The sequence below is a fragment of the Pseudomonas sp. DF5 genome (assembly GCF_058148225.1).
Window position 1 is genome coordinate 141,922 of the sequence record NZ_JBYVYM010000003.1, and the last position, 11,798, is coordinate 153,719.

Below are 11,798 nucleotides of genomic sequence, written 5' to 3' on the forward strand. Positions count from 1 at the left end.
TTCCGTTCTGTTGTTGCGTCGGGTTCATTGGGGATTGGCGGATGCTGTTTGCATCAGCTGTTCAACCTTGATGAACGACTCTTCCCTGGATTGCAGGATGGCCATGGCTTCTGGCCGGGTTTCAAGCAGCGGTCCATCGACGATAGAGGCGAGCTTGAGTAAATGATCACCTTCGTAGATGTTGTTTTTAAGCAAAAGGTCCAGGTTCTCGGTAATTTCATTGATGCGATCGTCGCCTGGTTCGCCGAACGCTGCATATTGTTCATTGACCCAATACAGCCATCCCAGTCGCGCTTGAATCTTTGCTGTGTTGTCGGGAAGGTTGTAATCCTGGACGTCACCACGCCACTTCAGTTCCGATGTAGCCGTCCATGACAGCCAAGCACCGCGCTCTTTGCCGAAGTGGCTCGGGGCAGGGCTGTAAACTGCTTGCCAAGGACCGAACAATTGAACGGACGCGTCACCAGCGGTGTAGGCCAGCGCAGCCCAGAGGCTGGGTTTGTGATAGCTCAACAGGCTTTGGCCACCGGAACCGTCATTGGCTCGCAGTAACCAGCGTGCGTGCGCGAGGGCCTGGGTGGCGTCTTCTGCGACCAGCGCAATGCCTGAGTAGTTTTCTTCACACAATCGCGTGGCTTCGGCTGCCAGACGGCTACCCCACGGCGCCGTGAGCCAGAGCGGACCTTCGTCAGCGATTTCGGCAAAGTCAGTACTGCTGAACAAGGCCTGAGCATTCATCGGCTCGCCGATACGATAGAGACGAGACATCGCCTCGGGCTGGCGTCCACGATCGATGATGAAACACAGGACCTGACTGGACTGTTCCCTGGGTAGCGACTCGAATCCATAGCGAGGTGCGGCCAGCAGGGTGTTCATGGCGTTTACATGCATGTGCAATCCTTACGGCTGCAGGCGCCGTTGCTCTGTTTGCCGCACAATGGCGTGATACCCGACTCGTTGAGACGGCTGGGGAGAGGGGTCTTACCCGCTGTATCCGCATCCGCCACCTTCATCGGCCCCGGCAACAATGGTGCAGCAGGCGTACCCGCACCCGGCCCACCCCCGGAATTCACCTTCACCTCAGCCCCACTAATCGTCACACCCCCCGCATCAATCTTCACAAAGCTCCCGCCAGCCTTAGCCGTGAGCTCCATGCCACCCTCAACCACCACCTTCTCCCCGGCGTGGTAGTGAATCTCCTGACCCGCCTCGACAAACTGCGCCGTGCCGATCTTCACATGCTGGGTCACGCCCACGGTGAGGTGATCATCCGCCCGTGCTTCGGTCTTGCGGTCCAGATGGGTAATCCGGTGCTCTTCCACCTTGAACTCGCTGAACACGTTGGCCTCGACCGTGTCGTGCCGTTCATTGCCGACGCGGATTTTCTGGTCGTGCTCGATGTTTTCATCCCAGTCGCGCTGGGCGTGCAGGTAGATCTGTTCCGCGCCTTTCTTGTCTTCGATGCGAAACTCGTTGTAGCCCTTGCCGCCCGGCGAGCTGAGGGTTTTGAAGGTGCTGCGGGTTTTGTTCGCCGGCAGGTCGTAGGGGACGACGTTTTCCTTGTGGTACAGGCAGCCGGTGATCAGCGGCTGGTCGGGGTCACCTTCGAGGAAGGTGACGAGCACTTCCATGCCGACCCGCGGGATGGCGATGCCGCCGTAGGCATTGCCGGCCCAGCCGCTGGCGACGCGCAGCCAGCAGCTGGTCTTGTCGTCGGCCTGGCCGTCGCGGTCCCAGTGGAATTGCACCTTGACCCGGCCGTATTCATCGCAGTGGATTTCTTCCCCCGGCGGGCCGGTGACGATGGCGGTCTGGCTGCCCAGCACTTGCGGTTTCGGGTGTTCCAGGGCCGGGCGGAAGTGCGCGTCCCACGGGGTGGCGAGGAAGCGGTTGCGGTAGCCCTGGTGGAAGTCGTCCTTGTTGTCGGTGACGTCGCTGGTGGTGTTCTCGCCGAGCACTTGTGGCTGTTTGCCTTCGTGGACGATTTCCAGCAGCAGCCAGAGGTCGTTCCATTCGGCGCGCGGGTGTTCGCTGAGAGCCAGGAAGTGGCCGCTGACCAGGGTCGGCTCGTCGCCTTTGCCTTCGGCCAGTTGGTAGTCGCTGCGATGGCGTTCCAGGGCTCGGGTCGCCAGTTGCTTGCCGCGCGCGCGGTCGGTGAAACGGCCGGGGTAGTCGTAATCTTCCAGGTCCGGGGCGAATGCGCTTTTGGCCGCGCTTTCCGGCAACAGGCGCGGTTTTTCGAAGTCGTAGTCGCGGCGGCTGACGCGGGTGGTGCGGGTTTCCAGGCGCAGGTTGAAGCGCTTGATCACCGGTTTTTTGGCGGCCATGCCGGAGTCCTGCTGGTAGCTCACCGGCGCCAGTTTGCGGAATACCGTCTGGTCATCGCCGAACACCAACTTGTGACCGCTGGCCGAGTGCTGGAAGTGGAAGTGGATGCCTTCCTCCTCACACAGGCGCTGAATGAAGTGCAGGTCGGATTCGTCGTATTGCACGCAGTACACGCGCTCGGGGTAGATCGCGCCGAGCTGGAAGCTGTAGGCGTCGGCCAGGATGCCACGGGCTTCGAGCACCTGGGCGATGATCTTCGGCACGCTCAACTGCTGGAAAATCTGCTGGTCGTGGTTGTGCCGCAGGTAGGCCAGTTGCGGCACCAGGCTGATGCTGTAGCGGGTCAGACTCTTGCCGGAATCGCCTTGCTCGATGCGGTACACCAGACCATGGATCTTGCCCTGGCCGGTGGCGCCGAAGGTCAGGCAACCGGGCTTGTGCAGCAGCTCTTCGAGTGTCAGGTCGGGGCGGGCGCTGACCAGTTCGATGTCGAAACAGAACGGCTGGTTGAGGGCTTCGCGACCGACGAAGCTGAGCACCTGAAGGTCGACGGAAACGCCTTCGAGAGTGAGGGAGATATGGGTTGCGTTTGCGTCCAGCATGCCTTGAATTCCGTCCTTTGAAAAAGCAGGGGCGGATGTTGCAGTATTAAAGAGCCACATTCAAGGTTGGAATGCCGTAGGTCCGGGGCTGACGGGTATCGGGTATTCCCCTATAGCCGATGTTTTCCTCGATGAGTACAGGCCGGCTCAAGGCAATGGGTCGTTACTCCAGATAAAAGAAGGTCCACGAACGGGGCCTTCTTCTATTACTCAGTCGAAGTCCACCGGCAGGCCCTGAAATCAGGACCTGCAAATAGCGGTAGAGGCATGGGGCGCGAATGTCAGCCCAACTGCTGCCGATACGGCAAATCCGGCCCGGTCTTGCTGCAGGTCAACGCGGCGGCGCTCACCGCAAACCTGAGCATCCCGTCAATCTGCTCACGACTCAGCCGCTGCACCCCCTCAACCGAATCCAGCTGCTGCTCGGTCAGCCAGGTAATCAACGCTGCCTGGAAGGTATCACCAGCCCCCACGGTGTCGGCAATCTTTACCGAACAGGCTGGCACCGACCATGTGCCATGAGCCCGGCTGAACACCGTCGCCCCCTGACCGCCACGGGTCAGGAACACCAATTGACAGCGATGCTCCAGCCAGCCTTCGATCACGCGCTGCGGATCCTGCTCTGGGTACAACAGGCTCAAATCTTCGTCGCTGACCTTGATCAGATCCGCCAGTTCCACCAGCGTGGCGATCCGCGAACGCCACAATTCGATGTTCGGCTCGGGATTCAGGCGCACGTTCGGGTCGAGGCTGATCAGGCGTTTGCCACTTTCGCGCTGCACCAGCGCCAGCAAGGTATCGGCAATCGGCTGCACCACCAGTGAGAACGAGCCGATGTGCAAGCCGCGCACTTCAGGCCCCAGTTCTGGCAGGTGCTCCAGTTTCAATTGCCGGTCAGCGCAGCCTTCGCCGCGAAAGCTGTAGTGAGGCGAGCCGTTGGCACCGACCGCCACCATCGCCAGCGTGGTCGGCGCGGCAAAGTCCACGAGGTAATCCGGGCGCACGCCTTCATCCTGCAGCACTTGCTGCAAGCGGCGGCCGAGGTAGTCGGTCGACAGTCCGGCAAACAGCGCGGCATCCACGCCCAAGCGGCACAAACCCACCGCCACGTTGAACGGTGAGCCGCCGGCAATTGCCTTGAAATTCACTTTGGATGCCAGGCCGCTGGCATCGTCTTTGCTGAAGAAATCGAACAGCGCTTCACCACACACCAGATACATAGTTGCTCGCTCTTTAAAGGGTTGCGACATGCTGTTGATAGCGTTCATAGGCCTGCTGACAGGCCTGTACATTTTCTGCAATCGGCAGGGTTTCACTGGCCAGGTCGAGCTTCACGCAGCGCTCGCACAAGTCCGCCAGGCTGTCTTCGTGGCCGTTTGCCCAAGACTTGCACCACGCGGCCTGAATCGCTGCGCCAAGCGCCGCGGCCTCGCTCTGTTCGGTACAAATCACAGGCGTATTCATGATGTCGGCAACAATCTGGCGCCACACCGGGCTCTTCGAACCACCGCCGATCAGGCAGATGCTGCGGCTTTGTAAGCCATTGTGGCGCAGCAGGTCCAGCCCGTAACGCAAACCGAAAGTGGTGCCCTCCACCACGGCGCGGCACAAGTTGGCCCGGGTCAGGTTGGTCATGGTCAGTCCCAGCAGGCTGCCGCTGGCATGGGGTAGGGCGGGAACGCGTTCGCCATTGAGGAATGGCAGCATGCACACGCCTTCAGCACCGATTGGCGCCTGCTCGACCATGGCGTTGAACTGCTCGATATCCAGTTCGAACAACTCGCGAATGGCGCCGGTGGCATTGGTCAGGTTCATGGTGCATATCAGCGGCAGCCAGCCGCCGCTGGAGGAGCAGAACGTTGCGACCGAAGCGTCCGGGCTGACGTGCGCTTGCTCGGCATAGGCGTAGACCGTCCCCGAAGAGCCGAGGCTCATGGTGATCGCGCCGGGCTTTATGTTGCTGGTGCCGATCGCGCCCATCATGTTGTCGCCACCACCGCTGGAGACCAGTGCCTCGGGGTTGATGCCCAGGTGCTCGGCGATGCCTGGCAGGATCGTGCCGACCGGTTGGTGGGCATCGATCAGCTCCGGGAGCGCGGCTTGCAGGCGCCCACTGGGGTCGATGTCGCGCAGCAGCTGCAAGTCCCACTGACGGGTGCGCACGTTGAAATAGCCGGTGCCCGACGCATCGCCGTACTCGCTGCAACTGCGGCCGGTGAGCCAATGGTTGAGGTAGTCATGGGGCAGCAGGATGCGGGCGATCCGGGCGAAAATCTCTGGGTGCTGTTCTTTGGTCCAGAGCAGTTTGGACACGGTGTAGCCTGGCGCGATGACGATGCCGAGGCGTTCCAGCGAGCCTTTTTCACCGCCCAGATGGGCGAGCAAGCGGTCGTTCTCCGGGGTGGATTCGGTGTCGCACCAGAGCTTGGCCGGGCGCAGCACCTGGCCGTGATCGTCGAGCAGTACCAGGCCATGTTGCTGGCCAGAGACGCCGATGCCGAGGATGTCCTGACCATCGACATCCGCGGCGAGCAACGCGCGACGGGTGGCCTGGGTAAAGGCTTCCAGCCACTGGGTAGTGTCTTGCTCGCGACGGCCATTGGGGCCGCTGATGAGGCTGTGGACAGCGGCACCCTGGCCGAGGACCTGACCGCTGTGCGCGTCGAGGATCACGGCTTTGGTGCCCTGGGTGCCGCAGTCGATGCCCAGGAATAGTTGTTGGTTTGCCATGGAAGATCCTTGGTGTGTCAGTCGATCTCGGTGAGCCCATTCGCGAGCAAGCCCGCTCCCACAGTAGATCTTCAGTGAACGTAGATTTTGTGTACGACAACGATCCAATGTGGGAGCGGGCTTGCGCGCTAAGACGGTAGTAGATTCACCACCGTACTTACGCCAACACCCGCTCCAACGTCTGAGTCACCCCAACTTCCCGCAAGCTGTTGCAGCACCACTCGAACGCCGCGACAAACTCCGGCGAACGCGGGATCGCCGTGCCGAAAATCTCCTCGACTTCCAGCAGCCGCTGGGTGATCAACGCATCATCAGCCACCAACGCCTGACAGAAGGCCGCTCGCGGATCGGGAATTGAATAGGTATGGCCGTTCTCATCCACGCCTTTGAGGTACAGCGTCCACGCCGCCACCACCAGCGCCGCACGTTTGGTCTCGCGGCCATCGGCGATCAAACGGTTGAGGGTCGGCACGGTGAATTTCGGAAACTTCGACGAACCGTCCGAACATACACGCTCCAGCTGATCGGCAATCGCCTGATTGGAAAAGCGCGCCACCAGGGTGTTTTTATACTCGGTCAAATCGATGCCCGGCACCGGCGCCAGTTGCGGCGTCACGTCCAGGTCCATGTAGGCGCGCATGTAGCGCACGAACAGCGGGTCGTTCATGGTTTCGTGAACGAAACGGTAACCCTTCAAGAACCCCAGGTAGGTCAGGGCCAGGTGACTGCCGTTGAGCAGTTTGATCTTCATCTCTTCGTAAGGCGTGACGTCGTCGGTGAACTGCACGCCGACCTTTTCCCAGGCCGGGCGACCGTTGACGAACTTATCTTCCAGCACCCACTGCACAAACGGTTCACAGACCACTGGCCAGGCGTCGTCGACGCTGTGTTTGTCGTGCAATTGCAGGCGATGCTCGATGCTGGTCATCGGCGTGATGCGGTCGACCATGGCGTTGGGGAAGCTGACGTTGCGCTCAATCCAGTCGCGCAGGTCGGCATCGCGCAGGTCGGCGAACGCGAGCAGGGCTTTACGGGTCACCGCGCCGTTGTGCGGCAGGTTATCGCAGGACATCAGCGTGAACGCGGGCGTGCCGGCTGCACGCCGTTTGGCCAGTGCGGCGCAAAGGAAACCGAACACGGTTTTCGGCGTGTTCGGATTGGCAAGGTCGTGCTGGATTTGCGGCAGGTGCGCCATGAACTCGCCGTTGCTGTCGTCGATGCAGTAGCCGCCCTCGGTGATGGTCAACGAGACGATGCGGATCTCGGGGCTGGCCAGTTTATCGATCAGCGCCTCGGCGCCGTCTTCGGCCAGCAGCATGTCGCGGATGGCGCCGATGACTCGCACTTCGGTGTCGTCGGTATCTCCCAGTTCGAACAAGGTAAACAGGTAATCCTGCTCTTTGAGATCGTCCCGGGCGCGACGATCTTCGGTGCGCAGACCAACGCCGCAGATGGCCCAGTCCAGTGCTTCGCCGGTGTTCATCAAAGCGTCGGTGTAGTACGCCTGATGGGCGCGGTGGAAACCGCCGACGCCAATGTGCGCGATGCCCTGGCGGGTGTCGCTCAGGGTGTAGGCGGGCAGGGCCACCTCGGGGGCGAGGCGGTTGAGGTTGGACTTGTTCAGTTTCATCGCATGTTCTCTGATATCAGGCTGCGGCGCGCAGTGGACGGGTCAGCGCCACGCCGTCGGCATCGAATAAATGGCAGTGTTCGGCGTCCAGGTGCAGGCTCAGGGTTTCGCCATAACGGCTGGCCAGATCGCCGCGAACGCGCATGGTCAATGCTTCGCCGGACGACGTCAGCACATGGCAGAAGGTGTCGCTGCCCAAACGTTCGCTGACATCGGCGGTGACTTGCAACGTGCAGTCGCCAGGTTGCGCCAACTCCAGGTGTTCCGGGCGAATGCCCAGCGTTACCGCACCGCCGACGCTCAGGTTGGCAGCGCTCAGCGGCAGAGTGATGCGGGTACCGGCGTCCAGCAGCACTTCGCAGCCCTGGCTTTCAACACGGGTGACTTTGCCTTTGAGGAAGCCCATTTTCGGTGTGCCGAGAAAACCTGCGACAAACAGGTTGGCCGGCTGGTGATACAGGTCCAGTGGCGAACCGACCTGCTCGATCTTACCGCCATTGAGCACCACGACTTTGTCGGCCATGGTCATGGCTTCGACCTGATCGTGGGTCACGTAGATCATGGTGGCTTGCAGTTCTTTGTGCAGGCGCAACAGTTCCAGGCGCATCTGCACCCGCAGGGCGGCGTCGAGGTTGGACAGCGGTTCGTCGAACAGGAAAATTTTCGGGTTACGCACGATGGCCCGGCCGATCGCTACGCGCTGACGCTGACCGCCGGACAGCTGTTTCGGTTTACGTTCGAGCATCGGCCCGAGTTCCAGAATGCGCGCAGCTTCGCCGACCTTCTTCTCGACTTCGGCTTTTGCTACACCGGCCAGGTCGAGGGCGAACGACATGTTTTTACGCACGCTCATGTGCGGGTACAACGCGTACGTCTGGAACACCATCGCCAGGTCGCGCTTGGCCGGGCTGACTTCGGTGATGTCGCGGCCATCGAGCTCGATGGTGCCGCCGCTGACTTCTTCAAGGCCGGCGATCAGCCGCAGCAGGGTGGACTTGCCGCAGCCCGACGGGCCGACGAACACCACGAACTCCTTGTCGTTCACTTCCAGGTCAATGCCTTTGATGATGGAAAAACCTTCGAAGCCTTTTTGCAGATTCTTGATTTTCAGGTTGGCCATGATGGCGCTCCTTTATGTTTATTCTTTGAGGGCTATTTCACTGCGCCAAACGACAGGCCGCGGACCAGCTGTTTCTGGCTGATCCAGCCGAAGATCAGGATCGGTGCGCAAGCCAGGGTCGACACCGCCGACAACTTGGCCCAGAACAAGCCTTCAGGGCTTGAGTACGAAGCGATCAGTGCGGTCAGTGGCGCGGCTTTGGACGAGGTCAGGTTCAGCGACCAGAACGCCTCGTTCCAGCACAGGATCAGCGAGAGCAACACGGTGGAGGCCAGGCCGCCCTTGGCGATCGGCAATAGCACCCGGACCATTTCCTGCCACAGGGTGGCGCCGTCCAGGCGTGCCGCTTCGAGGATGTCCTTGGGGATGTCTTTGAAGTAGGTGTAAATCATCCAGACCACGATCGGCAGGTTGATCAGCGTGTAGATCACGATCAGCGCGATTCGTGTATCCAGAAGGCCGAAGCTCTTGGCCAACAGGTAGATCGGCATCAGCACGCCCACCGGCGGCAGCATCTTGGTGGAGAGCATCCACAGCAGCGTGCCTTTGGTGCGCTGGGTTTCGTAGAACGCCATGGAATAGGCCGCCGGCACCGCGATCAGCAGGCACAAAGCGGTGGCGCTGAAGGAAATCACTACCGAGTTCCAGGCGAAGCTGAAGTAATCACTACGCTCATTGATGTGCAGGTAGTTCTCCAGCGTTGGCGTGAAAATGAACTGCGGCGGCGTGGCGAACGCGTCGATTTCGGTCTTGAAACTGGTCAGCACCATCCAGAAGATCGGGAAGAAAATCACGATCGCGATGGCCCAGGCCAAGGTGCCGAGCAGCAGGCTTTGCAGGCGGCGGGATTGTTGAAGAGTCATGGCACTGGCCTCAAGCTTTGTCTGTTAGGTTTTTGCCGATCATGCGCACCAGCACGATGGCCGCGATGTTGGCAATCACCACCGCGATCAAGCCACCAGCGGACGCCATGCCGACGTCGAATTGCACCAATGCCTGGTTGTAGATCAGGTAGGCGAGGTTGGTCGAGGCGTAACCGGGGCCGCCGTTGGTGGTGGTGAAGATTTCGGCGAACACCGACAGCAGGAAGATGGTTTCGATCATCACCACCACCGCAATCGGCCGCGCAAGGTGCGGCAAGGTCAGGTGCCAGAAAATCGCGATCGGGCCGGCACCGTCAAGGCGCGCTGCTTCCTTTTGTTCCTGGTCGAGGGACTGCATGGCAGTCATCAGAATCAGGATCGCGAAGGGCAACCATTGCCAGGACACAATGATGATGATCGACAGCAGCGGGTAATGTGCCAGCCAGTCCACCGGCTGCGCGCCGAACAGCTTCCAGATGTAGGCGAGAATCCCCGAGACCGGGTGAAAGATCAGGTTCTTCCAGATCAGCGCGCCAACAGTGGGCATGATGAAAAACGGCGAGATCAACATTACCCGCACGATGCCGCGACCGAGAAACTCACTGGCCTCCAGCAAGGCGCTGATCAACACACCGAACACCACGCTGATCAGCAACACACTGCCCACCAGCAACAGGGTATTGGTGGCGCCGGGCAGGAAACCTGAATCGCTCAGGAAGTAGCTGAAGTTCTCCAGCCCCACGAATTCGTTTTCGCCGGGGTAGAGCAGGTTGTAGCGGATCATCGAAAAGTAAACGGTCATGCCCAACGGCACGATCATCCACAGCAGCAGCAACGCCACCGAGGGGCTGACCAGAAACCAGCCGGGGTTGGTCAACCGGCTTTTACGCACCGGTTGCGGGATGTCCATATGAGCTTTGACAGTGGTTGAAGTATTCATGGCGATCAGAACCGATTGAGAACAAACAGATGAAGATCAACCGTAGGAGCGAGGCTTGCCCGCGAAGGCGATTTGTCTGACACACCGCTTTCGCGGGCAAGCCTCGCTCCTACAAGTGCGCGGGGTTATTTGGGATAACCGGCGCGCTTCATCTCACGTTCGGTGGTTGACTGGGCGGCGGTCAGGGCCTGGTCGACTGTGGTCTGGCCGATCAACGCGGCCGAGAACAGCTTGCCGACCTGAGTGCCCACGGCCTGGAATTCAGGAATGGTCACCAGCTGGATACCGATGTAGGGCACGGGTTTTTGCGACGGTTGGCTTGGATCCGCAGCTTTCAGCGATTCCAGCGTCACCTTGGCGAACGGCGCGGCATTCATGTAAGCCTCGGTGTAGGTGGAGGCGCGGGTGCCTGGCGGTACGTTGGCGATGCCGTCTTTTTCCGCGACCAGGGCACCGTACTCCTTGGACGTGGCCCAGGCGCTGAAGGTTTTCGCCGCTTCCTTGGCCTTGGAACTGGTAGGGATAGCCAGTGCCCACGAATACAGCCAGGCCGAACCATTGTCGGTGACCTGATGCGGTGCGTAAGTAAAGCCCACGTGGTCGCTGACTTTGCTCTGGGTTTTGTCGGTCACGAACGAGCCGGCCACACTGGCATCGACCCAGATCGCGCACTTGCCGCTGTTGAACAGCGCCAGGTTCTCATTGAAACCGTTGCTCGATGCGCCGGGCGGGCCGGACTTTTTCATGGTGTCGACGTAGAAATTCAGCGCATTTTTCCACTCAGCACCGGTGAATTCCGGCTGCCATTTCTCATCGAACCAGCGCGCGCCATAGGCGTTGGCGACAGTGGTGATCAGCGCCATGTTTTCGCCCCAGCCAGCCTTGCCCCGCAGGCAGATGCCGTACTGTTCTTTATCTTTATGGGTGAGTTTGCTGGCGAATTCGCCGATCTGTTCCCAGGTCGGGCGTTCCGGCATGGTCAGCCCGGCGTCCTTGAACAGGTCGGTGCGGTAATAGGTGATGGAGCTTTCAGCGTAGAACGGCAGGGCATAGAGCGAGCCCTTGACCGAAAGACCTTCACGCACCGAAGGGAAAACGTCGTCGAGGGCGTAGTTGGCCGGCAAGTCCTTCATCGGCTCCAGCCAACCCTTGGCACCCCAGAGTGCGGCTTCGTACATGCCGATGGTCAACACATCGAACTGCCCGCCCTGGGTGGCGATGTCGGTGGTCAGGCGTTGGCGCAGGACGTTTTCTTCAAGCACCACCCAATTGAGTTTGATGTCCGGATGCTCGGCTTCGAAGGTTTTCGAGAGCTTTTGCATGCGGATCATGTCGCTGTTGTTGACGGTGGCGATGGTCAGGGTCTGAGCGCCGAGGCTGACGCTGCTGAGGGTCATGCAGGTGAGGGCAAGCAGAGCTTTTACCGAAGGTTGCATCGTGCACTCCTTTTCTGCACCCGGGGGTTACAGAAGGACAGTTATTGTTTTTGTGTCTTCCTGCGCAGGGAAGAATGTGCACCGATTACAGCCTTCAATTGACGGGCTGACAAATCATCCATCGCACTGTGATCGATACTTTTTTGCAC

At 60.3% G+C, this 11,798-nt stretch carries 9 protein-coding genes; all 9 read right to left on the reverse strand.

What is annotated here, in order from left to right; genetic code table 11:
• Nucleotides 1–24: 24 nt before the first annotated feature.
• Nucleotides 25–891: a DUF4123 domain-containing protein gene (locus tag AC30D7_RS04095; RefSeq protein WP_490133160.1), complete on the reverse strand. Its 867-nt coding sequence runs from the start codon at nt 889–891 to the stop codon at nt 25–27.
• A complete protein-coding gene (locus AC30D7_RS04100; protein ID WP_490133161.1) occupies nt 882–2,930 on the reverse strand; it encodes a type VI secretion system Vgr family protein in 2,049 nt (682 codons plus the stop codon). The genes AC30D7_RS04095 and AC30D7_RS04100 overlap by 10 nt, the downstream gene beginning before the upstream one ends.
• 281 nt (nt 2,931–3,211) lie before the next feature.
• The gene (locus tag AC30D7_RS04105; RefSeq protein ID WP_490133162.1) at nt 3,212–4,150 is read right to left on the reverse strand and encodes a carbohydrate kinase family protein; all 939 of its coding nucleotides are present in this window, start codon (nt 4,148–4,150) and stop codon (nt 3,212–3,214) included.
• A gap of 13 nt (nt 4,151–4,163) precedes the next feature.
• Complete coding sequence (gene xylB, locus AC30D7_RS04110) at nt 4,164–5,660, reverse strand: xylulokinase (RefSeq protein WP_490133163.1); 1,497 nt, start codon at nt 5,658–5,660, stop codon at nt 4,164–4,166.
• Nucleotides 5,661–5,817: 157 nt separating this feature from the next.
• On the reverse strand, nt 5,818–7,290 hold the full coding sequence (locus AC30D7_RS04115; RefSeq protein WP_490133164.1) for a mannitol dehydrogenase family protein: 1,473 nt from the start codon (nt 7,288–7,290) through the stop codon (nt 5,818–5,820).
• A 16-nt stretch (nt 7,291–7,306) separates the two neighbouring features.
• The gene (locus AC30D7_RS04120; protein ID WP_490133165.1) at nt 7,307–8,410 is read right to left on the reverse strand and encodes an ABC transporter ATP-binding protein; all 1,104 of its coding nucleotides are present in this window, start codon (nt 8,408–8,410) and stop codon (nt 7,307–7,309) included.
• Between the two features lie 32 nt (nt 8,411–8,442).
• The gene (locus tag AC30D7_RS04125) at nt 8,443–9,273 is read right to left on the reverse strand and encodes a carbohydrate ABC transporter permease (RefSeq protein WP_201148111.1); all 831 of its coding nucleotides are present in this window, start codon (nt 9,271–9,273) and stop codon (nt 8,443–8,445) included.
• A gap of 10 nt (nt 9,274–9,283) precedes the next feature.
• Complete coding sequence (locus AC30D7_RS04130) at nt 9,284–10,213, reverse strand: carbohydrate ABC transporter permease (RefSeq protein ID WP_019579063.1); 930 nt, start codon at nt 10,211–10,213, stop codon at nt 9,284–9,286.
• A gap of 125 nt (nt 10,214–10,338) precedes the next feature.
• Nucleotides 10,339–11,649, reverse strand: coding sequence for an ABC transporter substrate-binding protein (locus AC30D7_RS04135; RefSeq protein WP_490133166.1), 1,311 nt, complete (start codon nt 11,647–11,649; stop codon nt 10,339–10,341).
• Between the last annotated feature and the right edge of the window lie 149 nt (nt 11,650–11,798).

Bases quoted from the DNA above. Each gene is read 5' to 3' on its own strand.
- AC30D7_RS04130 (WP_019579063.1), bottom strand. From the start codon at position 10,213: ATGAATACTTCAACCACTGTCAAAGCTCATATGGACATCCCGCAACCG.
- AC30D7_RS04100 (WP_490133161.1), bottom strand. From the start codon at position 2,930: ATGCTGGACGCAAACGCAACCCATATCTCCCTCACTCTCGAAGGCGTT.
- xylB (WP_490133163.1), bottom strand. From the start codon at position 5,660: ATGGCAAACCAACAACTATTCCTGGGCATCGACTGCGGCACCCAGGGC.
- AC30D7_RS04115 (WP_490133164.1), bottom strand. From the start codon at position 7,290: ATGAAACTGAACAAGTCCAACCTCAACCGCCTCGCCCCCGAGGTGGCC.
- AC30D7_RS04125 (WP_201148111.1), bottom strand. From the start codon at position 9,273: ATGACTCTTCAACAATCCCGCCGCCTGCAAAGCCTGCTGCTCGGCACC.
- AC30D7_RS04135 (WP_490133166.1), bottom strand. From the start codon at position 11,649: ATGCAACCTTCGGTAAAAGCTCTGCTTGCCCTCACCTGCATGACCCTC.
- AC30D7_RS04105 (WP_490133162.1), bottom strand. From the start codon at position 4,150: ATGTATCTGGTGTGTGGTGAAGCGCTGTTCGATTTCTTCAGCAAAGAC.
- AC30D7_RS04120 (WP_490133165.1), bottom strand. From the start codon at position 8,410: ATGGCCAACCTGAAAATCAAGAATCTGCAAAAAGGCTTCGAAGGTTTT.
- AC30D7_RS04095 (WP_490133160.1), bottom strand. From the start codon at position 891: ATGCATGTAAACGCCATGAACACCCTGCTGGCCGCACCTCGCTATGGA.